The organism is uncultured Christiangramia sp. (assembly GCF_913046405.1).
In the GTDB taxonomy this organism is placed as follows: domain Bacteria; phylum Bacteroidota; class Bacteroidia; order Flavobacteriales; family Flavobacteriaceae; genus Christiangramia; species Christiangramia marina.
Genome location: NZ_CAJWRQ010000044.1, coordinates 1 through 22,802 on the forward strand (window position 1 = coordinate 1; position 22,802 = coordinate 22,802).

General features: G+C 40.2%; 25 protein-coding genes and 1 pseudogene. 5 read left to right on the top strand and 21 right to left on the bottom strand.

Going from position 1 to position 22,802, the window contains the following annotated elements; genetic code table 11:
• Together dxr and QZ620_RS07425 are read left to right on the top strand one after the other, a co-directional pair.
• The coding region (dxr, locus tag QZ620_RS07420; protein ID WP_295180366.1) for a 1-deoxy-D-xylulose-5-phosphate reductoisomerase at window positions 1-809 on the top strand (809 nt) is incomplete at its 5' end.
• 112 nt (window positions 810-921) lie between these two features.
• A complete protein-coding gene (locus QZ620_RS07425) occupies window positions 922-1,455 on the top strand; it encodes a site-2 protease family protein (RefSeq protein WP_295180367.1) in 534 nt (177 codons plus the stop codon).
• Here the strand turns inward: QZ620_RS07425 and QZ620_RS07430 are convergent.
• The 14 genes and pseudogenes from QZ620_RS07430 to QZ620_RS07495 form a co-directional block, all read right to left on the bottom strand.
• A pseudogene (locus QZ620_RS07430) lies at window positions 1,380-1,661 on the bottom strand (oligosaccharide flippase family protein); the annotation flags it as partial. The gene QZ620_RS07425 and the pseudogene QZ620_RS07430 overlap by 76 nt on opposite strands.
• Before the next feature lie 55 nt (window positions 1,662-1,716).
• Window positions 1,717-2,163, bottom strand: coding sequence for a hypothetical protein (locus QZ620_RS07435; protein WP_295180368.1), 447 nt, complete (start codon window positions 2,161-2,163; stop codon window positions 1,717-1,719).
• Between the two features lie 97 nt (window positions 2,164-2,260).
• Window positions 2,261-3,121 (bottom strand): ATP synthase F1 subunit gamma, encoded by an 861-nt coding sequence (gene atpG / locus QZ620_RS07440; protein WP_295180369.1) that lies wholly within the window; start codon window positions 3,119-3,121, stop codon window positions 2,261-2,263.
• A gap of 118 nt (window positions 3,122-3,239) precedes the next feature.
• Complete coding sequence (gene atpA / locus QZ620_RS07445) at window positions 3,240-4,820, bottom strand: F0F1 ATP synthase subunit alpha (protein WP_141876457.1); 1,581 nt, start codon at window positions 4,818-4,820, stop codon at window positions 3,240-3,242.
• A gap of 43 nt (window positions 4,821-4,863) precedes the next feature.
• Window positions 4,864-5,418: an ATP synthase F1 subunit delta gene (atpH, locus tag QZ620_RS07450; protein ID WP_295180370.1), complete on the bottom strand. Its 555-nt coding sequence runs from the start codon at window positions 5,416-5,418 to the stop codon at window positions 4,864-4,866.
• A 3-nt stretch (window positions 5,419-5,421) separates the two neighbouring features.
• The gene (locus QZ620_RS07455) at window positions 5,422-5,916 is read right to left on the bottom strand and encodes a F0F1 ATP synthase subunit B (protein WP_026913618.1); all 495 of its coding nucleotides are present in this window, start codon (window positions 5,914-5,916) and stop codon (window positions 5,422-5,424) included.
• A gap of 88 nt (window positions 5,917-6,004) precedes the next feature.
• Window positions 6,005-6,235 (bottom strand): ATP synthase F0 subunit C, encoded by a 231-nt coding sequence (gene atpE / locus QZ620_RS07460; protein WP_026913619.1) that lies wholly within the window; start codon window positions 6,233-6,235, stop codon window positions 6,005-6,007.
• Between the two features lie 24 nt (window positions 6,236-6,259).
• Window positions 6,260-7,360, bottom strand: coding sequence for a F0F1 ATP synthase subunit A (gene atpB / locus QZ620_RS07465; protein WP_295180372.1), 1,101 nt, complete (start codon window positions 7,358-7,360; stop codon window positions 6,260-6,262).
• Between the two features lie 133 nt (window positions 7,361-7,493).
• A complete protein-coding gene (locus QZ620_RS07470) occupies window positions 7,494-7,877 on the bottom strand; it encodes a hypothetical protein (RefSeq protein WP_295180374.1) in 384 nt (127 codons plus the stop codon).
• A complete protein-coding gene (locus QZ620_RS07475) occupies window positions 7,877-8,092 on the bottom strand; it encodes an AtpZ/AtpI family protein (RefSeq protein ID WP_141876453.1) in 216 nt (71 codons plus the stop codon). Before QZ620_RS07475 ends, QZ620_RS07470 begins: the two co-directional genes overlap by 1 nt.
• Window positions 8,073-8,471, bottom strand: a complete 399-nt coding sequence (locus QZ620_RS07480) for a polymer-forming cytoskeletal protein (protein ID WP_295180377.1) — start codon at window positions 8,469-8,471, stop codon at window positions 8,073-8,075. Before QZ620_RS07480 ends, QZ620_RS07475 begins: the two co-directional genes overlap by 20 nt.
• Before the next feature lie 12 nt (window positions 8,472-8,483).
• Complete coding sequence (locus QZ620_RS07485; protein ID WP_295180379.1) at window positions 8,484-11,051, bottom strand: hypothetical protein; 2,568 nt, start codon at window positions 11,049-11,051, stop codon at window positions 8,484-8,486.
• A 94-nt stretch (window positions 11,052-11,145) separates the two neighbouring features.
• Window positions 11,146-11,856 (bottom strand): ATP-binding cassette domain-containing protein, encoded by a 711-nt coding sequence (locus QZ620_RS07490; protein ID WP_295180381.1) that lies wholly within the window; start codon window positions 11,854-11,856, stop codon window positions 11,146-11,148.
• Window positions 11,857-11,868: 12 nt separating this feature from the next.
• A complete protein-coding gene (locus QZ620_RS07495; RefSeq protein ID WP_295180383.1) occupies window positions 11,869-13,353 on the bottom strand; it encodes a DUF5687 family protein in 1,485 nt (494 codons plus the stop codon).
• A 97-nt stretch (window positions 13,354-13,450) separates the two neighbouring features.
• On the opposite strand from QZ620_RS07495, the gene QZ620_RS07500 reads away from it, so the two are divergent.
• The gene (locus tag QZ620_RS07500) at window positions 13,451-14,500 is read left to right on the top strand and encodes a ferredoxin--NADP reductase (protein WP_295180385.1); all 1,050 of its coding nucleotides are present in this window, start codon (window positions 13,451-13,453) and stop codon (window positions 14,498-14,500) included.
• Here QZ620_RS07500 and QZ620_RS07505 read toward each other — a convergent pair.
• The 3 genes from QZ620_RS07505 to QZ620_RS07515 form a co-directional block, all read right to left on the bottom strand.
• A complete protein-coding gene (locus tag QZ620_RS07505; protein WP_295180387.1) occupies window positions 14,497-15,576 on the bottom strand; it encodes a glycosyltransferase family 9 protein in 1,080 nt (359 codons plus the stop codon). The genes QZ620_RS07500 and QZ620_RS07505 overlap by 4 nt on opposite strands.
• Window positions 15,577-15,578: 2 nt before the next feature.
• On the bottom strand, window positions 15,579-16,187 hold the full coding sequence (locus QZ620_RS07510) for a DUF4254 domain-containing protein (protein WP_295180388.1): 609 nt from the start codon (window positions 16,185-16,187) through the stop codon (window positions 15,579-15,581).
• Window positions 16,188-16,292: 105 nt separating this feature from the next.
• Window positions 16,293-17,216 carry a DUF6427 family protein gene (locus QZ620_RS07515; RefSeq protein WP_295180390.1) on the bottom strand — a complete coding sequence of 308 codons (924 nt, stop codon included), beginning with the start codon at window positions 17,214-17,216 and terminating at the stop codon, window positions 16,293-16,295.
• Window positions 17,217-17,259: 43 nt separating this feature from the next.
• Here QZ620_RS07515 and QZ620_RS07520 point away from each other — a divergent pair, with 43 nt between their 5' ends.
• Window positions 17,260-17,487 (top strand): uracil phosphoribosyltransferase, encoded by a 228-nt coding sequence (locus QZ620_RS07520; protein ID WP_295180392.1) that lies wholly within the window; start codon window positions 17,260-17,262, stop codon window positions 17,485-17,487.
• On the opposite strand, the gene purD is transcribed toward QZ620_RS07520, so the two are convergent.
• Window positions 17,479-18,750, bottom strand: coding sequence for a phosphoribosylamine--glycine ligase (purD, locus tag QZ620_RS07525; RefSeq protein ID WP_295180393.1), 1,272 nt, complete (start codon window positions 18,748-18,750; stop codon window positions 17,479-17,481). The two genes, QZ620_RS07520 and purD, sit on opposite strands and share 9 nt — an antisense overlap.
• Before the next feature lie 84 nt (window positions 18,751-18,834).
• Here purD and QZ620_RS07530 point away from each other — a divergent pair, with 84 nt between their 5' ends.
• Entirely contained in the window at window positions 18,835-20,145 is a 1,311-nt protein-coding gene (locus tag QZ620_RS07530; protein WP_295180394.1) for a phenylacetate--CoA ligase family protein, read from the top strand.
• On the opposite strand, the gene QZ620_RS07535 is transcribed toward QZ620_RS07530, so the two are convergent.
• Genes QZ620_RS07535 through rfbD form a run of 3 tightly spaced genes read right to left on the bottom strand, consistent with a single transcriptional unit; the run spans window position 20,135 to window position 22,758 of the window.
• Window positions 20,135-20,905, bottom strand: a complete 771-nt coding sequence (locus tag QZ620_RS07535; protein ID WP_295180396.1) for a glycosyltransferase family 2 protein — start codon at window positions 20,903-20,905, stop codon at window positions 20,135-20,137. The two genes, QZ620_RS07530 and QZ620_RS07535, sit on opposite strands and share 11 nt — an antisense overlap.
• A gap of 1 nt (window position 20,906) precedes the next feature.
• Window positions 20,907-21,896, bottom strand: a complete 990-nt coding sequence (locus tag QZ620_RS07540; RefSeq protein ID WP_295180397.1) for a UDP-glucuronic acid decarboxylase family protein — start codon at window positions 21,894-21,896, stop codon at window positions 20,907-20,909.
• Between the two features lie 10 nt (window positions 21,897-21,906).
• Window positions 21,907-22,758 (bottom strand): dTDP-4-dehydrorhamnose reductase, encoded by an 852-nt coding sequence (gene rfbD, locus QZ620_RS07545; protein ID WP_295180399.1) that lies wholly within the window; start codon window positions 22,756-22,758, stop codon window positions 21,907-21,909.
• Window positions 22,759-22,802: the final 44 nt, after the last annotated feature.

Consider the following 22,802-nt stretch of genomic DNA (forward strand, 5'->3'; position numbering starts at 1 on the left):
GTCGTCTTGTCCTCGAAGAAGCTTCAAAAACCGGAGCAAACATCCTACCGACCGACAGTGAACACAATGCGATTTTCCAGGTTCTGGATGGGCGTTCCCAGAAAAATATCAAGAAATTGGTCCTGACGGCTTCCGGAGGACCGTTTCGGGATTTACCCCTGGAGCAATTTTCTCAAATCCGTCTGGAAGACTCCTTAAGGCATCCAAACTGGAAAATGGGCAACAAAATCACCATCGATTCTGCGACGATGATGAACAAAGGCCTTGAGGTCATTGAAGCAAGATGGCTTTTCGAAATGCCGGTCGAAAACATTGAGGTCATTGTGCACCGCGAAAGCATTGTTCATTCGATGGTGGAATTTAGTGACGGTTCCATACTGGCACAGCTTGGACTCCCGGATATGCGTATTCCTATCTCCTATTGCCTGGGATGGCCTGAACGACTTGAACTGGATCTGCCTCAACTGGACCTGACACAGGTGGGGAGCCTGAATTTTTCCAAAGTCGAATCCGAACGCTATCCCTGCCTAGACCTGGCCATAGAGGCAGCGAGGTTGGACAGGAGTGTGCCCGCCGTCCTGAACGGAGCAAATGAGGCGGTGGTGGAATCCTATCTGAATGGTCATCTCCGATTCGTCGATATTGCAAACCTGCTAGAAACCGTGATGTCCGGATTTTACAGCCTCTACCAAAAACCTGACTGCCCAGAATACCTGAAGAACATTCACTCACTGGAAGATGCCTTAAGGGCAGATCAGTGGGGGCGGGACGAGGCTCAAAGGTTGTTGCTGAAAAGGGATGCCGCCTGAGAAACATATTTTCCCACCAGGTTTCCTGTGTCATAATTATTTTGTCAAAATTAAAATTCCACTTCTTCGACCCTGGAATTTCCAATAAAAATAAAAAAGCAAAGTTCTTCAGATGTTAACCCTGGTCACTTTCATTGCCGTTCTGGGCTTTCTCATTTTCATCCATGAACTGGGTCATTACATGGCGGCCAAGCACGTCGGGGTTCGCGTTGAAACCTTCTCCATCGGATTTCCTCCAACCATTTACGGAAAAAAGGTGGGAGACACCGAATACAAAGTCTCATGGATTCCCCTTGGCGGTTATGTGAGACTTTTCGGCCAGAACGTGACCGATGAGGATCCAGAGGACCCTGCCAATTACGCCTCAAAAAGCATTTTACAACGGATCTACATCCTTGTCGGAGGTCCGGCAATGAACCTGCTTTTTGCACTGGTCTGCATGCCCTTGCTCTACATGATCGGCATCCAGTCACCAGCTTACCTCGATGAAATTCCAAAATTACGTGACGTTGTACAGGGTGGGATTGCAGAAAAAATCGGGCTGCAGGCAAACGATCAGATTCTTGCCGTAAACAGAAGTGAAGTGATCACCAGTGACCATCCAGAGGTGCTTAAAACACTATTGAGATTTTCGCTCTTATTATAAAATCTGAAAAATGCCGTTTCCATACCATAGGCAAGGATAACATTGATCAAAACGAAATAAGCAAAAATAACCGAAATTTCACCGTACTCTTCTTTCGGTAAAATATCGGTATATAGGGGAACTAAAAGGAAACTAACCATCCTTGGCAAGACAGTAGCCAGGCCGTAAACGAAAGTTTGCTTAAAGAGATTTTTAATAGTACTCAAAGGAGCCGGTTGGTTTGCTACAAATATCTGAATTTAAATAACAAAACCGCTCTGGCTACTCTTCCTTTTCCACAATTCCAGTAAGCTTATAGAATTTGGTTTTCTCATTCTGTCCAAATACCAGAATGGCTTCGTCCTGATCTATTTTAAACGGACTCTCTTCAGGCATTTGTGGCATTTTGTTACCGTATTCCTTTTTAGGGTCCACATCCATCACCATATCCTGGGCACCAACTCTAAAGTTGGCTATATAGATATTGGAATTCTCTTCGCTCTTAACAAGAGGAGACTTCATACCGTGGAAATAAACGGCCTGAAGATCTACACGCTCCTCCTGAATTACTGAAACTGGAATATTGAGCTGAATACCTTCCGAAGTATATGTGTAATAAACATCAGCGAATTGGGCAGGTGCTCTTTCCTGAAGATCTTTATTACTGCCGCAGGAAGCAAAAATGCTCAATACCAGAATTCCGGTTATCATTAGTAGTGATTTTTTCATATTGTTGATTTTTAAAGTTGAAGATATAAAAACAAAAGCTGTACCAAACAAAAAATGCCCTCCATTTGGAGGGCATTTCAAAGTATATTTAATAAGCTTATCCGTTCAAAGCTTCAGCTCCACCAACGATCTCAAGGATCTCATTAGTAATAGAAGCCTGTCTTGCTTTGTTGTAAGATAATTTAAGGTCATCTCTAAGTTCCTTAGCATTATCTGTCGCTTTATGCATAGCCGTCATACGTGCACCATGCTCAGAAGCGAAAGAGTCTCTAAGAGCCTTGAAAAGTTGCATTTTTAATGACTTTGGAATAAGATCTTTAACGATCTCTATTTTCGATGGTTCAAAAATATAGTCAAGTTGCTTTTCAGATTCGGTTTCAAAGCGCTCAATAGGCAGGAACTGCTCATCCATCACGATTTGTGTTCCGGCATTCTTAAACTGGTTATAAACAAGCTCGATCCTGTCGAATTTACCATCTACGAATACCTGCATAAGCTCTTCAGCAATCGCAGAAACATTCTCGAAGGATAGATCATCGAAAATCGTATTATCGTTCTTGTATACTTCAAAGGTTTTCTTCAGAATATCATTACCCTTTTTTCCAAGAGTTAGAAGTTCTACTTCTGTATTTTGATAGTCTGCAGCAACCTTAGTTTTTACCTTTTTGATGATATTGGTATTAAAAGCACCGGCCAGACCTTTATTAGAAGATATAGCTACGATAAGCACTCTTTTTACCTCACGCTCTTCAGCAAATTTGCTGTTCGCATCATCATCCAGAGTAGCACTTAAATCCTGTAGCAATTGTGTTAACTTTTCAGCATAAGGCCTCATGGATGTGATCGCATCCTGAGCCTTGCTCAACTTTGCAGCTGACACCATTTTCATAGCGCTGGTAATTTGCATCGTTGAGGAAACCGAAGTAATCCTGCTACGTAATTCTTTTAAGTTTGCCATTTTGTTTTAGTATTGAGTATTGAGTAGTTGCTTAATAGTAACTACTCAATACCTATATAATTTTGAATTGTAAATACTTCAATTAAAGATCTAAAATCTTCAATCTAAGTACTCAATACTATTTCTTGTATTTCCCTGAAAGTTCCTTAGCAGCCTTAGTCAAAGTATCTGTTACTTCATCTGTAAGTTTTCCTGCTTTAAGAGTATCCAGAGTATCTCTATGCTTAGAATTCAAGTAATCCAGATATTCTAATTCAAATTCTTTCACCTTCTCTACCGGTACATCTCTAAGTAAGTTCTTGGAACCAGCGTAGATGATCGCGATCTGGTTTTCTACCGGGTAAGGATCGTTTTGTCCCTGCTTAAGGATCTCCACGTTACGTTTACCTTTAGAAATCACACTCATGGTTGATGCATCAAGGTCTGATCCAAACTTAGCAAATGCTTCAAGTTCACGATACTGAGCCTGGTCAAGTTTTAATGTACCTGCAACCTTTTTCATCGACTTGATCTGAGCGTTACCACCCACACGAGATACTGAAATACCCACGTCAATCGCAGGACGTACACCCGAGTTAAATAGATCTGATGTTAGGAAGATCTGACCATCTGTAATCGAAATTACGTTTGTTGGGATATATGCTGAAACGTCACCCGCCTGAGTTTCGATAATTGGAAGTGCTGTTAAAGAGCCGCCTCCTTTTACCTTATCTTTCAAGCTATCTGGAAGATCATTCATTTGCTTCGCAATATCATCATCGGCGATCACCTTCGCTGCACGCTCAAGAAGTCTTGAGTGAAGGAAGAATACATCCCCTGGATATGCTTCACGTCCTGGTGGACGACGAAGTAAAAGAGAAACCTCACGGTAAGCAACCGCCTGCTTGGAAAGATCATCATAAACGATCAATGCAGGACGACCTGTATCTCTAAAGTACTCACCAATCGCTGCACCGGCAAATGGAGCATAAACCTGCATTGGAGCAGGATCTGATGCATTTGCAGCAACAATAGTGGTATAAGCAAGCGCACCTTTATCTTCAAGTGTCTTGGCAATTGCAGCAACGGTAGAAGCTTTCTGCCCAATTGCTACATATATACAGAATACCGGCTCACCGGCATCGTAAAATTCTTTCTGGTTAAGAATGGTATCAATAGCAACAACAGTCTTACCTGTTTGACGGTCACCAATCACAAGCTCACGCTGCCCTCTTCCTACCGGTACCATAGCATCGATAGATTTAATACCAGTTTGCAATGGTTCAGTTACAGGCTGACGATAAATTACTCCAGGAGCTTTACGCTCAAGGGGCATTTCGAAAGTCTCACCTTCAATTGGACCTTTACCATCAATAGGAGCTCCAAGAGTATCAACCACACGGCCAACAATACCTTCACCTACATTGATAGAAGCAATTCGCTGAGTTCTTTTTACTGTAGAACCTTCTTTGATCTCTTTTGCAGGACCTAAAAGTACTACCCCAACATTATCTTCCTCAAGGTTTAGAACGATTCCTTCCAATCCACTCTCGAACTGAACAAGTTCTCCATATTGAGCGTTTGCAAGTCCGTAGATGTTTGCAATACCGTCACCAACGGTTAGAACGGTACCTACTTCATCAAGAGAGGCCTTGGATTCAAAACCTGATAATTGTCGTTTTAATATTGCTGATACTTCAGCAGGATTTACTTCTGCCATAATTATTCAAGATAAAATGGTACGCAGGACGCACCTGTTTTAATTAAATTTTTGAAACGTATGTGTTGTCTTTTAATTGTCTCTTTAGTCTGTCCAGGTTTCTGGCTACACTCGCATCATATTGCAGGTCGCCTACTCTTAGTACAAAACCACCAATAATGCTCTCATCGATCAAATTCTCCAGGATCGCATCATTACCGGTTAGTTCCTTCACCTTAGCCATAATGATCATTTCCAGCTCAGCATCCAACGGAATAGCCGTGGTTACTTTTGCATGCTGAATATTATTCATGGCGTTGAACATCATCGTATACTGCTTTGCAACGATGTGCAAAATATTAATACGATCATTGTCAAGTAGGATATCCATCGCACCAACAGTTACACCGTTAAGACCCTTAAAGATCTCAAGCAGCGCGCTCTTCTTAATGCTTTTTCTTACTACCGGACTTGTGAGCATGTTTTCCAGATCACCACTGTTCTTTACAGTAGCAGATATGGTTTGCATATCACTGTTTACAGCTTCCGCCGAATTCTTATCCTTTGCCAGTGAAAGGATCGCTTTTGCGTAACGTTGTGCGGCTCTGTTCCCTTTCATATCTTAGTTTAACTTAGCATCGCTCAGCATCTTCTCGATCATCTGGCGTTGTTCGTTCTTACTTGATAATTCTTTACGCACAACTTTCTCAGCAATTTCTACTGAAAGCTCTGCAACCTGATTTTTAAGTTCAGCAAGAGCAGATTGTTTTTCAAGTTCGATACTCTTTTGAGCATCTGCAACAATTCTGTCTGCCTTCAACTTCGCTTCTTCAGCTGCTGAAGCGATCGTTTTTTCTTTCAACTCACGTGCTTCTTTAAGGATAGCATCTCTTTCCGCACGAGCTTCTTTCATCAATTGCTCATTGTCAGATTTAAGATTCTGCATTTCCTTACGAGCATTTTCAGCTGAAGCCAACGCGTCGTTAATAGACTGTTCCCTGTCTCTTACAGAATTAAGGATAGGTCTCCAGGCGAATTTTGCCATAAGAAACAAAAGCACCAAAAAGACGATCGTTTGCCAGAAAAACAAGCCAAAATCGGGAGTGATTAAATCCATATATAGTTAAATAAAATGTTCTTAAGTAATCATTAATTAAGATCTGTTCGTAACCAACCGTTACGAACAGATCTTTTTAAATTCAGGACTATGCCGGTACAGTAAGTACCCCTAGCAAAGCAGCTACCACTCCAAAAAGTGCAACACCTTCTACAAGCGCCGCAGCAATAATCATAGCAGTCTGGATTTTTCCAGCAGCCTCTGGCTGACGTGCGATAGCATCCATGGCAGAACCACCAATTTTACCAACACCGATAGCGGCTCCAACAACTGCAAGACCAGCTCCTAAAGCTGCAAGTCCAATGTGTAAATACTCCATAATAATAGAATTAAATAATTAAAATTAATGATGTTCATGTTCCTCAACCGCCATCCCGATAAACAGGGCAGACAGCATTGTAAAAATAAACGCTTGTAGGAATGCTACTAACAATTCCAGTACTGTTATAAATAAGGCAAATGGAACCGAAACTCCGGCGATGCCTGCATTTTCCAGAATAAAGATCAACCCGATCAAACTCAGGATGATAATGTGCCCTGCAGTGATGTTTGCAAACAAACGAATCATAAGCGCAATAGGCTTAATAAACACCCCTGCAAGTTCTACAACTGCAAGAATAGGTTTCACGAAAGTAGGAACTCCAGGCATCCATAAGGTATGCTTCCAGAAATCCTTATTACCATTAATCAAAATTAGGGCAAGTGTAAATAAACCAAGTGAAACAGTTACAGCGATGTTACCAGTAACGTTTGCAGCTCCAGGTAACAAACCAAGTAAGTTAGTGATCCAGATAAAAAAGAATACTGATAATAAGAAAGGCATGAACTTCATGTATCTCTTCTCTCCCAGTTGTGGAATCGCTATATCATCTCTAACAAAGATTACAAGTGTTTCAAGAATATTATTAAAACCGCTAGGCGCATGAGAATTCTTTTTGTGATGTCTGGCCAGGCTAGTAAAGAAAATTAGCATCAGAATGACCGTTAAAAACATCGCTGCCACATTCTTGGTAATAGATAGATCCCAAGGCTTTGAAGCGTTTACCGGATGATCCTCGGCATCCAGCTCCACAGCGGTTGCGCCATCATTAAGCCTGTAAATATCTTCATGAAGATTTACAAAACGCATTCCATCCTTTTCCACTACATGATGACCTTCAGTATCGTGGTGAAATTCACTGGACATAAAAGTTACCAGACCGTTTTCAGTATAAAGAATTACCGGTAATGGTAATGTATACGAGTTGTCTCCGGAACCAAAGAAATGCCAGCCGTGAGAATCACCGATATGATGCAGAATCATCTCTGTTGCGTTAAACTCTTCTTCAGCTTCCCGAAGATCGGAATGCTCCTCTCCGTGCTCCTGAGCAAAGATAAAGGCTGGGAAAATGGCTAAGGCCAATGTAAAGTACAAGCTAATCACTAAAGATTTCTGTGCTATCATACTACCTGATCTACTTAAAATTGTGGGCTCTAAATTTCCGTGCAAAGGTATACTTTTAATTTTTATCTGAAAGAAGCAGTTATATTTTTTTTGCCTATCCTCCGATTTTATGATTTTCCTGAAAGTCAGCAGTTTATTTCAGGTTTATAAGCTTTACCGCGTAAATAGTTTCAAAAACAAGAAAGATGAAATAAGGTATAAAAAATGCGATTAAGCTCTGAAATGGATTAACTGTCCCATTCAGCATCATAGGAAGCAGAAACAAAACTGCAGCTAGCATCTTAAAAAGTCCGCAACCCATAAAGGCAAAACCGGTTTTATCGCTAAAGTTTTGCTGTACAAGTACCAGTAAAATGTAAACGATAAGGGTTGCTATGAATTGAAAAGCGTAGATCGCAAATGTGGAATAATAAAGTTCGGGCTGGAACAGGTAGTTTACCAGCACGAACTGTAGTAGTAGACAAATGATAAAAAAAGGAATAAATACTTTGAGAAAACTTAGAATCTTTTGTTGCATTACTCGTCTTCGTTCAGATTTTTGACTTCTCTGTAAACAAGGTAAAGTGAGATAAACACCCCGGCAAGAGATAGAGAAATTGTATATACAGAAAATTTGTTCGGAAACTTACCATCAAGCCAGATGCCCGCAAAAACTCCGGCAGCTATGAGAAGCCCCATTTGAAAGGCTATATTTATAAAACCCAGATACTTGTTACGCTGATCGTTTTTCATTTTTCGTTTTAAGAGGTTTTATACCCCCATTCATTTCACAGGTAGCATTAAATAGTGCTCCTGTCTCTACCGCGAGTTTACCGGCGATCACTTCTCCTTCAATATGAGCCGTCCCCCGAAGACTAAGTACGTCTTTTACCAGCAACTTGCCATTAAAGTTTCCTTCAATATCTGCACTATCACATTCCAGCGTACCATTTATCACTCCGCCTTTACTTATTACAACCTTTCCGGGGGTTTTAAGACTACCTTCCAGCGTGCCTTCTATTCTGAAGCATCCCTTTCCAGAGATTTCACCGGTGATAAATGTTCCTGATGCAATACGATTTTGCTCTCGCTGATCTGCAGAGCTTCTGGACTTTTTGGTATCTGAAAACATAATAGTAGGGCTTTAATTAAGATCTGACAAATTTCTTAAATTTTTCTTAATTTGTACAATTCTATAATTTTCTGCCGACATGACAAAAGCTTCCCCTTCAATTTTGATGTTCTTATCCTTCTGAAGTAGTTCCAGAAATCCTTGTGCTGCAGATCTTGAGCTTAATCCATGAATAACTACAAACGTCTGCTCAGCGTCGTAAACATCCCGTGAAGTTTTTATTTTCCTGTAGTCTAATTCCTCTAATTTTTCTTCAATCTGAATTTCTAATGAATCTGCAGCAACATCGTCACTTTCAGAAAAAGCAAGTACCAGTTTAAAATTAGTTTGAGTACTATCGGCTACAAACTCTAGATTTTTTAGGGATGGAATAGCCGTATTCAGTAATTGCTGTGCCTTTTGACCTTCCGGAGATTGCGGATAGTTTGCAGCCACATATTGCAGGGAATTTTCATAAGAATCGATACCATACAATCTTGCGATCGCCTGAGTTTTCAGCAATTCTATCTTAGGCAATATACTATTACCGTTGTACTGAGATCTATAAGCGTTTGATTGCTCTATAACCTCAGCAAAATTCTGTGTTTCAAACTTTCTATATAATTGTTCATAGACCTTTTCAGGACTACTCTCATCCATTTGAACGCTCTGTGGATTCCTTATAAAGGCGGCATATCGCGAATCTGGATAATTCTGCAGAATATCCTGTTCAAGTCTTCGTAAATCATCTATTCGATTTTGAGCTTTATAAACCGAATACAAATTATATTTTGCGGGAAGGGTCAGGCTCTGTTGTGGATTACTATTCAGCATAAATTCCAGCCTGTTCGCTGCCAGTGCGTACTCACGGTAATTTTCGTTGTAGATCACTCCCAGTTGATAATTTGCACGATTTCGCTGAGCAGACAAACTGTCCAGGACCAAAGCCTCTGTAGGGATTTGTGCAAGATAGGTTTGGGGATCGTAGATTGGATCATTGTCCAGGTTAATATCCATCAAACGTTCTTCAGCATTCACCGTACTTTGATTCATAGCACGACTGCCGTAGCGCCAGTTATCTGCCAGTTCCCGGCTTCCCCATGTGCGGAGGAAATCCTGCGCGCCCCGGGAAACCCGAATTGGGTTGTAGAAGTAAAAGATGTTACCGGCATTTCCACTATTAAAATCACCTGCCGGCGGAACCGAAGCTGAAGCTGGTATATTTGTTTGCGGAAAATTAGTTCTTGGGCCTATCCCTGCAGTGTAAGCAGGTAATTCCCCAGACTCCATGGTTTTGACAGCACGTGATCTTAAAGTATCTGTATATGCTGTAAAATACTGTAATCTATCGTCCTCGGTCATGTTCGCGAGCCTCAAAATACTATCTGTTTCCTCAGCGATCTCTTCGTAAAGAATCACATCGGCAAGGTTTTCTCGTTTCTTACTAATGGTCCTGAACTCCAGCAGATCTGGAGACATATAGGTCAAGGTGCTATCAAAGTATTTCCCTGCTTGCTGGTAGTTTGCTTCATCAAAATTGATATTGGCCAGGATCTCATAGTTAATCGATTTCAGGAAAATATCGCTTGAAGGTGCTCTCAAAGACCTATTATAATAATCTACAGCGGTTTCTACGGAATCTAAACGATTATAATATTCTCCAATCTGAAAATAGATCTTGTCGAGAAATGGTCTGTTTTCGCGATCTTCCTCCAGATCTCTTAACAACGCCAGTAGTTGGGTACGGTCACCATTTTGAAAATCAAAATTCCTTGCCTTTTGAATATGTGCATTCACCAGGTAAATTCGGGGAGATTTGCGTTTCAGATCTATTACTTTATCAAAAGAAGCATTCGCCGCTGCCAATTGATCCATTCTATCGTAGAGCTGTCCAAGAATATAGTAATAACGACCCTTTTCAGCATTATTACTGGTGAATTCACTAGCGTTCTGTAATGGAACAACAGCACTATCTATATATTGTAAATTGATATAAGCCTGCGCAAGACTGGAACTGGCATCGGCTATATCTTCATCGTTTAGTTTCTCTGAATCGAGAATCTTTTTCAGGTTCTTGATCGCCAGTTTTTCATTTCCTAACCTGATATTTGTTTTCTCTCTCCAGATCCTTGCGTGAGTGATATTGTCACTGGCAGGATAGCGGTAAAGAATGTAGTTAAAAGCATCAAGCGCAGGTACAAAACGTTGATCGAAATACCTGGATTTCCCAAGGAGCAAATAAGCTTCATCGATTTGAGGATTTCGCTCTTTGCCTCCTATTTGCATAGAATGCTTCTGAATTGCTTTTACAGCTTTCTCTTCAGCAATCCCAAAATTTTGATTTCTAACGCTATCTGGTAAGACGATATTTTCATCAAGAGCAAGTCTTTCAACAGGTAGAATATCCCAGTAATTATCTGCATAGTTCTGGTTGATCTCTTCTTTTCCCTGTTCAAAGGCGAGACCACCATTGTACAGCGTATTATATTCCGAAGTGATCGCGTGATAATTTCGGCTTACAAAAGAGTTCTTTTTCCTGGAGCAGCTAAGAATTGCCGCGGCAGTTAGTAAAAACAGTGAAATTCGGGTAAACGTATTCAATATGAACCTTTTATGGTATCATGAATAACTTTGATACAGCTGGTTTAGTATGTAAAAGTAAACTTCTTTTTGCAAAGTCCAATAGCTGCAATTCCTAGGCCTCAACGATCTCACTGGAAAAATAATCTTCCAGTTCTTTCAGGGTAGCTTCGGAAGTTGTTATATCACGAACCGGCACTCCCCTGTCCAGGACCACGATCCTTTCGCAAACTTCAGTAACATGGATAAGATCATGACTGGAAATAAGGACCGTTGTTCCAGAGGTATTTGAAAGTTCTTTCAGTATTTTTTTTAATCTGATTTGTGTGGTTGGATCCAGATTTGCAAATGGTTCGTCGAGAATAACCACTTCAGGATCGCCGATCAATGCGGCTACGATACCTACTTTTTTCTGGTTTCCTTTTGAAAGATCCCGAAGATATTTCTTGCGACCAATGATCTCTTCATTGAAAAAATCCTGAAACTGCGTTAAGAACGAGTCTACATCTGCCCGATTCCTATTCCGAAGATCTCCAATAAAGTAGAAATATTCTTCCGGAGTCAGGTAACCAATAAGGAAACTTTCGTCGATAAAGGAAGAAGTAAAACTTTTCCAATCCTCGCTTTCGCTTACCGTAATATCCTTATTGAAGATGTTTCCGGAAGTGGGCTGAATTAGATCCAGCAGCAGGCTGAAAAATGTGGTTTTACCCGCACCATTGTTACCTACGAGTCCGAAATTTTGTCCTGAAGGAATTTCCAGATGCTCGATATCAAGCACTTTGTTTCCGTTATATATTTTTGAAAGATTGGTTGCTGTGATCATATTCCTATAAGTTTATTCTCCTTTTTGTTTAAATCCCTGGATCGTTACATATTTACGTCTTCGGTATCGTTGCGTAAGATAAGTTAGTAGTACCGGACGCAAAACAATACCTATAACACCCAATCCTGCAATGGTTCCCACGGCGACTTCATAGCTTATGAATTTATTTACCAGCCAGAAAATGAAGACTGGAAATGCCATAACCGGAATTCCAACGAGCCATTGTGAAACACCCATTCCCTGGTAGTTCATCACCGGGCTTTTGTCCAGATCGATGCTCTTTTTATTAAAACTTCCGGAGAAAATTAGCATAGGAACGTTCACTCCAATATTATAGATAGCGGCAGTAATGTTGAGCAAAACCACTTCCCATCCAAAGTATATATAGGGAGTTGTAAGAATTAAAAGTACCACCACACTTACCGTGATCAACCCCATTTTAGAAGCCAGGTATTGTCTCATGGGTATGTTTTGAGACATGATCATGGAGTAATAAGACGAATCCCAGGATGGTACAAATTGACCAAAATTCATCATAAATACCCCGGTCGTAAAAATCCCCACAAATAGAAAGAATGCCGGCATATCCTTGTAGGTATCGTTCGGGTAAAAAATTAGTCCATAGCACAACAGCAACAGAGACATGAAAATGGTTGTTTTCGCTCTTTTATTCCGAAGAATAAGTTTGATATCCAACTGCAGGAAAGGTGCAATACTTCCAAATCTACGGGTCCAACCAAGATCCTGGGTGTTCACTTCCTTTGATTTAGCTTTTAGATCACGGTCGAGATAGAATTTTTTCCTTAGATCTGAAAGATTCCACTGATAAAGAATAATCAAAAGGATGAAAGGGATCACTGCTAAGTACGGTTGGTCATATAAATAATCTAGAGCCGCACCAAAGTAACTTCCAATATCGAATACACCAAAGTAGTCCAAAGCAGCGAGCATTGCCACACCTATGATAACCGGAATTAATTGCTTAAGACTTTCGTTGAACTTCTTCTTGACTATAAAATTAAAATAGTTTACACATAAAATAAGAGCGTAAAATCCGAGCATCCAACCAAGAACATTCCAGGCAGGATAATCATACTTCAGGATACTTACCAGCCCGAAAGGAATAATCCAGAGCAGCGGCAGGATATTATAGAATGAGTATAGTGATTTTAGAAGTATGTAATTGACCGCTTTTTTCTTGGATACAGGAATGACCATAAGCGGTTTGATATTCATCACCGGCAGGCTTTGCAGCATAAACCGGAAAATAAATTCAAAACCAATATAGGTTAAAGCAAAACTGTTCACGATCGTTAAGGGATCCTGTTCTGGAAAAGATTCTTTAAGCAACGGAAATAATGCTACGCCCAGAAATAAAAACATGGCTGAAAAATAGAGCGCCAGGAATATCATGAGGATCTTTAATCCAAGACTTTTTCCAAAACTGGCCGACCTTGTGAATGATTTCCATTCCAGCCAGAGAAACTTACTAAACATAAAATCTGCTGTTTATTTAGATAGGTAGAGAAATTTAAACTTTTGTTACATTTTTAAAAGCTTCATACTTTGTATTTTTACGCCCAAATATTAAAAAATGAGTAATTTTTACCCGCTAAAAATAAAGGAAATAATTCGTGAAACTTCCCAGGCGGTGAGTTTATCTTTCGATATTCCTGAAAACTTGAAAGAAGAGTTCCAATTCAAGGCCGGGCAGTATATCACTATTAAATATGATGCTGAAAATGGGGAAATAAGAAGAGCCTATTCTCTTTGTTCTGCTCCTGCTTCTGAAGATTTCAAGGTAACCGTAAAAGAAGTAGAAGGCGGTAGCTTTTCAGTAATCGCAAATAATAAACTTACAGCCGGAGATATTCTGGAGGTGCATCCACCGGAAGGAAAATTTCTCTTCGAACCTGGTAACTCCGCTAACGATTACGCTGCTTTTGCAGCGGGAAGCGGAATCACGCCGGTACTTTCCATCATCAAATCTGTTTTGGAACAGGAACCTGAAAGTCGGTTTGTGCTAACCTATGGAAATAAATCTGTAGACGATACGATCTTTTTTAAGGAGCTTCTGGAATTACAATCTAAGTTCCCCGAAAGGCTTTTCGTCGAGTTTATTTACAGCCGTACGCGCGAAGAAAATGCACAATTTGGAAGAATCGAAACAAGCACGGTAAACTATATCCTGAAGAATAAATTCAAGGATCGCAATTTTGAAACATTCTATCTTTGCGGACCCAAAGAAATGATCGATCATGTTACCGAAGTATTGAAGAAGAACGATGTTCGTGATGAGCAGATCAAATTCGAATTGTTCACGAGCACTTCAGAAGAAAAAGTGATCGAAGGCGATACTGATGGAAAAACTTCAGTAACCATTGTTGTGGATGATGAAGAGTATAGCTTTTCTATGGATCGTAAAGATGTGGTTCTGGACGTTGCACTGGAAGAAGATATCGATGTGCCTTATTCCTGCCAGGGCGGGATCTGTAGTAGCTGTATGGCTCGAATTACTGAGGGTAAAGCTGAAATGAGCAAAAACCAGATCCTTACAGATGCAGAGATCGAGGAAGGTTTTATTCTTACCTGCCAGGCGCATCCAACTACTTCTACGCTAAAAGTAGATTTTGATGATGTTTAAGAATTATTCAGCAGCTGCTGAATTTTAGAAACTACAACTTCCGGAGGAATGCTGCGCATGACATCTTCGTAGCCCTCCGGAACTTTATTGCCATAAGCCGAAGTTGGGATCTTTGGATATTTTTCAAGATCCGGTAAGATACAATTCTCCATAGGCTGATTAAAAGCAGCAAATCCCATATAAGGATGGGTAACGCCCCAGATACTTAGAACCGGAATCCCGAATATCGCTGCGATATGAGCATTTCCACTATCCATGGATAACATCATGTCAAGGTTAGAGATAAGACTTAGTTCTTCTGCAAACCTCAACTTACCAACCACACTCACACAATTTTCAAATCTGGATTCCCATTCTTCCAGCTGTTTCTTTTCCGTTTCCCCCCCTCCAAACAGGAAGATTTTGGTACTTGTTTCCGAAGAAAGCTTGGAAATCACCTGTTCCATGAGATCTACCGGATAAAATTTTGAACTATGCTGGGCAAATGGTGCGATTCCAAGCCATCTTACGTTTTTCCGCTTAGCGGTAACATCAGAAATTCTTGGAAGTATTTCCCTCCTTGCTGCTGCTGTGTAATTGGAAAGATCTATCGGGTATCCTAGTTTCTCAAAAACTTCAGCATAACGCTGATGTGTTGTTTTCAGCTGCTTGAAAATCTTGTTGGTCTCCCGTGTAAGAGCTTTCTTTTCAGCTCTGCCCTTATCTATTTGTTCGAAAGGAATTCCGTAGAAGTAAAAAACAGAACGTAAAACATTAGTTCTTAGAACATCATGAAGATCTGCGACCATATCGATCTCCTCATCACGAAGTTCCCGGGCCAGGGTACCAAGTCCCAGAACACCTTCGTGAACGCCATCGACATCTGCCTCGTAGAGACGCACATTTGGTAAATGACTGAACAGCGGAAAAAAGAAAGATCGTGTAAGTACCGTAATTGTAAGCTGTGGATAGGTTCTAACCAGAATGCTCAAAACAGGAACCACCATCGCCACATCTCCCATGGCAGAAAGACGAATCACCAACAGATGTTTATTTTCTGAAGTTGATGGATGCTGATTGCTATTCTGATCTTTCATTTCTACTTATTACCTCTTAGCACAGGGTTAAGCTCATCGTCATTGTACATCTTCATTTGCTTATACACTTTCATATACTTTTCACCTTTTTCGATATCTTCCAGAAGCTGATTGATCGCCGTAGAAAGGTCTACACGTTGTTCCAGAAGTATATCTAATTTAGCTTTACAGGCAATCTGGTGCTTTTCTGAAGCATCTGTACGCTGGGCTTCTTCGTTCATATGATAGATCTTCAGCGCGAGAATAGACAAACGATCGATCGCCCATGCCGGACTTTCAGAATTGATCGTAGCATCTGTATTTACCTTTACATCCTTATATTTCTCAAGAAAGTAACTATCAATATACTCCACAGTATCGGTTCTATCCTGATTGGAAGCATCGATCTTACGCTTTAAAGTCAATGCTGCAACCGGGTCAATGTTTTGATCGCGGATAATATCTTCATAATGCCATTGAACGGTATCTATCCAGCATTTTCTGAAAAGTAAATGTTCCAGAAGATTCTTTTCAGCATCATAAGGATTTTTGAAATCCTGTTCTACGCTATCTTTTTGATGATAGAGTTCGATCACTTCTCTAAAAATAGTATTGGCTTTATCTGAAAACATAAAGTTGTTTTAAATATAAATTGAATGCAAACTGGCCTGAAATACTCAGGTTTTGCAAAGATATTATTTTTATAAAGAGATTCCGGTGAATCTGAAGGAAATGGTTTAATCCAGGAAAACCAGGATAAATGGCATAAGAATTAGCACTGCCAGTAGTATTTCCTTGAATATGCGATCCTTCTTGCTATCAAAATAGTTAGAAGCAATGATACTAAGAGGTACGAAGAAGAATATAAGTTCACTTCCATTTTTAGTAGGCGCGAAGATCGCAACAGCAATAGAAATCACCAGGCAGAACAAGATCATGCTTAATACCGGTCTTCTGGTGATACTTGCCTTCTGTATCGCACTGAAATACTGAATAAGAGTCCAGAAAAGCAAGCCCAGAATAATACTCAATGGAACTAGTATCGATGCTACATTATACCGACGAAAGTCAAAATTACTGGTTTGAAACCAGTTATTTAAGGTGTATAATTCGTCATACACGAGTAGATGAAAAGTTACCGTTAGCATGGCTACCGCAAGGAAAGCTACAAAAGGTACCAGCCAGTTCTTGAATGCTGAAGCAAAATTAAGAATCGCGAAGAATATAAGCAGAAAGAATAATACCGACCAGAAATTATAAAGGGTGGCAATGGCTATCCAGAAAGTGGCATCAAAGATCTTTTGCTGTACGAATTTATGTGATTTGAGACTAATGATCCTCCTTAAAGCCAGCAGGATACAAAGATTGGAAATGATTACCGGTGTATTGGCCAGAAGTTCACTAAAACTAATCGCGAAAATTGCAAAAAGTAGGGTTTTATAAGCACTCCGCTTTGTAAGTTCATTTTTCTTTGCGATAAAATTGAGCACGAACAAGCTTAGAACAAGCAGACCCAAAACACCTATTTTTTGTAATAAATCCAGTATCTCAAAACCATTTTCCAAGTGAAAAAAGTTCACGCCGGTATAAAAGATCACCAATAGCAGAACGATCACCGTTAAGTTAATAGGTTTGGATTTGCTAAAAAAGCTTGTTAGCATTGGTAGTTTTTATATTTTTGTAGTCACAATTAATGATACGATCATGAAAGATTTTTTTGAAGGAATAGAAGATTTGTTTGAGTTACTCCTCGCTCCATTAGACGAATTGAGAGCTTTGGAACTTGATTCCTGGTTTCTTGCCAATGGATTGAACTGGATCTTTATGGCTATTGGTTTTCTTGCTTTTCTTTACTGGATGAAGCAGCTAAAAACCTTTAACGATAATAACGAAGAAAACAGAGAATCTACTTCACATTCATTCTTAGGATAGGTCAAAACCTAAATCCTTTCTAAAATACATCTTATCAAATTGCAACAATGCTGCACTTTGGTAAGATTTTTTTAGTGCCTGTTTGTAATCATCCCCGAAGGAACTTACCGCAATTACGCGGCCACCACTAGTTACAACTCCTTCTGCAGTTCTACTCGTTCCTGCATGGAATACGAGAGATTCTGTCACCTTATCCAATCCTGTGATAGGCTTTCCTTTTTCGTAAGATTCTGGATAACCTCCAGATACCAGCATCACCGTTGTCGCAGACCGTTCGTCAATTTCAAGACTTGCAGTATTTAGTTCACCTTTCCAGGTAGATTCCAGTAAGGCAACCAGATCAGACTTTATTCTTGGTAATACGACTTCAGTTTCAGGATCACCCATTCTAACATTATACTCGATCACATAAGGTTCATCTCCAACCTTGATCAAACCTATAAAAACAAAGCCTTTGTAATCGATATCTTCAGCTTTAAGACCATTTATCGTTGGTTTTACGATACGGTCCTCGATCTTTTTGATTAGACTTTCATCTGCAAAAGGTACAGGTGAAATTGCCCCCATACCACCGGTATTAAGCCCGGTGTCGCCCTCGCCTATTCTTTTATAATCTTTTGCAGTTGGAAGGATCTTATAATTCTCACCATCGGTTAGTACAAATACACTTAACTCAATCCCATCCAGGAATTCTTCGATCACCACCTTCTCACTAGCCGCACCAAATTTCCCTGAAAGCATGTTTTCCAGTTCCTTTTTAGCTTCGTCCAGATCTTCAATAATAAGCACTCCCTTCCCTGCAGCCAAACCATCGGCTTTCAACACGTACGGAGGTTTTAAAGTTTCCAGAAAACGTTTCCCTGCCTGTAAACTTTCAAAACTGAAACTTTCATAGGCAGCAGTAGGTATATTATAGAGAGCCATGAATTCCTTAGCACGTTCCTTACTACCTTCGAGTAAAGCTCCACGCTGTGAAGGCCCGATCATTTGAATATGCTTTAATTGATCATCATTCTTAAAGAAATCCACAATTCCTTTTACCAGAGGATCTTCGGGTCCAACCACGATCATATCAATATTCTTTTCCAGGGCAACTTTTCCTACCTGTGCAAAATCAATCGGATTGATATCCAGGTTTTCTGCTATAGCTGCTGTGCCGGCATTCCCGGGTCCTACATATAGTTTATCGCATAGATCACTTTGGGCAATCTTCCAGGCAAAAGTATGCTCGCGTCCACCGGAACCAAGAATGAGAATATTCATAGCTTCAAATTTTAATTGTTGCATCAAAAATAAATGTTTGTACATTGAAGCACCAATAAATTCGTTAAAAAAGCGCTTCTACACTTGGATTGGTTCAGATTATCTTTACAACTCAATAAATTCCCTATTCAGCGGGCTCAAAAAAAACTCGAGGAGGTTAAGAACATCCCCGAAGCCGAATATGAGAAGTATCAATACCGGCAGAGAAATCTATTGCTGGACTATCATATTCAGCATAACGATTTTTACCGCGACTTTTTCAAATGGGAAGGTTTTGACGATTGGAGCAAAGTCCCGATCATGAAAAAATCTGATCTGCAACAACCGCTCAGGGATAGGTTAAGTTCTACGTACACAACGAAGTCGGCTTATGTCGGGAAAACTTCAGGAAGCAGTGGGCATCCATTTATATTTGCCAAGAACAGGTTTGCTCATGCATTGAGCTGGGCCGGTTTTCAGGATCGTTATTCCTGGTATGGGATCGATCTTAACACCTCATTACAGGCCCGTTTCTACGGAATCCCTCTTGATTTCTTCGGAAACGTGCAGGAAAGACTGAAGGATAGAATAAGTCTGAGGCGGAGGTTCAATATTTTTGATCTTAGTGAACAGAAAATGGAATCTTTTCTTGAACGTTTCAAAAAGGCAGATTTCAATTATCTGAATGGTTACACCAGTGCCATCCTGCTATTCGCAAAATTTTTAAAGGATCGCGAAATCCTGCTGAAGGATCTTTGTCCAAGTCTCAAAATATGCATTGTAACTTCTGAAAGACTCTTTGAAAAAGATAAAGAACTGATCGAAAATGTTCTGGGAGTCCCTGTGATCAATGAATACGGCGCAAGCGAGGTTGGACTTATTGCTTTCGAGGATCCTAAACATGACTGGATCGTAAATTCTGAAGATCTTTACGTGGAGATTCTCGATGCGAATGACAGGATATTGCCCTATGGTGAGGAGGGCCGGATCGTGATCACGGCTTTATATAACTATGCACATCCAATGATACGCTATGATATTGGGGATACAGGGGCTTTATCTACCAGAAGTACCCTTAAAAAGCCTGTTCTGGAAAAATTAGTGGGTCGTACTAATGATATCGCCCGTTTACCAGATGGGAAAGTAGTTCCAGGACTAACTTTCTATTACGTCACGAAAACCATTATAGAAGACAGCGGAAACATCAGGGAATTTATTATTACTCAAACCAGCCTGGATACTTTTCATATAGATTATGTGAGCGATATCGAACTTTCTGAGGTTCAGAAAAAAAGTATTATGAAGGCGATCGAAATGTATGTGGGAAAAGATCTGAAGATCGGCTTTCAAAAAAATGAGGTACTTAAACGCACAAAAAGCGGGAAACTAAAACAATTTACCTCGCTTATTCAATAGTTAATTTCTGTTTCGATTTTACAAAGAATTGCTCGTTCAGGAAAATAAGCATTTTTTTAAGCGATGCTCTTCGGCCAAAGCCCGCAAGCCGGTAAACCTTGTAATTATATTTCAGCATTTCCAGTTTATTGCCTGAAATGGAATTTTTCCGAAGTCTATAATAGGCCAGTGATTCCCAGATTCCTTCCATAGGTCCACCTTCTTCAATAACTCTTAGCCACATTGCCCAGTCCTGGCGCTTCCGAAGGTCTGGAGCATAGATCTTTCCTAACAGCCCTGCATTATAAATCCCAGTTAAGTTCCCAACATAATTTGCTTTGAGCAACCTGCGATGACTTAGAACTGGTAAGGCTTGAATGATAATATTGCTTTTTTTGCCAGTTTCATGCATTAACTGGTAACTGGAGAAACAAGCTGCGACATTGGCCTTGGAAAGAACCTCAAGTTGCCTTTTAAGCTTATTTTCCTTCCAGAGGTCATCTGCATCCAGAAATGAGATAAACTGTCCCTCTGCAGCTTCAATCGCTTTGTTGCGGGAGTACGCGGTACCTTTATTCGCCGAATTGTTAAAAACTCTGATCCTATTTTCTTCGGAATTGAATTTCTGCAGGATTTGTGCAGTGGAATCATTGGAGGCGTCATTTACGATAAGCAGTTCCCAGTTTTGGTAAGTCTGGGAAATTACAGAACGAATCGCATCAGCAATAAATGCTTCGCTATTGTATGCAGGCATTATGACAGACACCAGTCCCTCCTTCATTCTATCGTCTAATATGTGCTGAAAAATCCTTGTGCTCTCTTTTATCCAATTCTTCTTTACTCATACTGCGGAAGTGCTCATAAGTGATCTTCATACCCTCACTCCTTGAGACTTGAGGTTCCCAGCTCAGAATTTCCTTGGCTCTCGTAATATCGGGCTGGCGTTGCATTGGATCATCCTGCGGCAGTTCCTGAAAAATGATCTTCTGATCTGTTCCGGTTAGTTTAATGATCTCTTTGGCGAAATCAAGGATAGTGATCTCATCAGGATTTCCAATATTTACGGGATTGGAATACTCGCTAAGTAAAAGTCGGTAGATGCCTTCTACCTGGTCGTCCACAAAGCAAAAAGAACGTGTTTGAGAACCATCTCCAAAGACGGTAAGGTCCTCACCTCTTAATGCCTGGCCAATAAAAGCTGGGATCACTCGACCATCATTTAGTCGCATTCGTGGACCGTACGTATTGAATATTCTCGCAATTCTTGTTTCCAGTCCGTGAAATCGATGATACGCCATGGTGATGGATTCCTGGAAACGTTTTGCTTCATCATAAACTCCTCGAGGGCCTATCGTGTTCACATTCCCGTAATAATCTTCGTTTTGCGGATGTACCAAGGGATCTCCGTAAACTTCAGAAGTGGAAGCAATAAGAATCCTGGCATTTTTTTCTTTTGCCAGACCAAGACAGTGATGGGTTCCAAAGGAACCAACCTTCAAGGTTTGTATAGGAATTTTCAAATAATCTATAGGACTCGCGGGAGAGGCAAAATGCAATATATAATCAAGATCTCCGGCTACATGAACGAATTTGGTGATATCATGATGATGAAATTCGAAATTCTTTTCCTTGATGAGATGTTCAATATTCTTAAGATCACCAGTAATGAGATTATCCATTCCAATAACAGAATAACCTTCCCTGATAAACCGGTCACATAAATGAGATCCTAAAAATCCCGCTGCTCCCGTAATAAGTATTCTTTTAGCCATATTCTCGTTTTTAGACAACCTCATCGATCAAGTCCCGCAGACTGTTCCTCCAGTCCCTGATTTCACCGAACTCTTGTATTGCTTTTTCCTTGGAAAGCACACTATATTCAGGTCTTTGAGCCAAGGTCTTAAAAAATCCTGTTTTATTTAGAACTACCTGGTCTATTTTTCCTGAGTAATTCAATATTTCTTCGGCAAAATCATACCAGCTCGCCTGTCCCAGATTACTAAAATGGTATATGCCGGTTGCAGACGAATCTTTCTGAATGCCATCGAGAACATACTTAGCCAGGTCGTTGGCATTGGTAGGAGTACCAAGCTGAGTGGTCGTAATATTTAAGCTTGCTTTTTCAGCAGCCTTCTTTAAAATGGTGCAGAAGAAATTATGTCCAAATTCTGAATACAACCAACTCGTTCTGAAGATCAAATGCTCATCAATAACTTCAGTGATTTGTCTCTCCCCCGCTAACTTGGATGCTCCGTAAATATTGATAGGGTTTACCTCATCGGTTTCCAGATAAGGTTCGGTTTTGCTTCCGTCGAAAACATAATCGGTTGAGAAATGGATCATTTTAACCTGTTTTGCAGCACAAACTTCTGCAAGTTTACCTGGCGCTTCAGCATTGATCTGGAATGCCTTCTCCTTCTCAGATTCTGCTTCCTCTACATTGGTATAAGCAGCTGCATTGATGCAAAAATCGTAAGATTGCGAGGAAAATAGCCTATCTACTTCAGCAAAATTGCTAATATCTAACTCCCTGGAGCTTTTGAAATCGAAGCTGAGATTGGAATATTTTTTTCTATGCTTTCTAAAACAAGAACCTAACTGACCATTTGCACCGGTTACCAGGATATTCTTCAAAATACATCTTTTAGAAATGGAAGCTCTTTGTCTTTATCTGATAA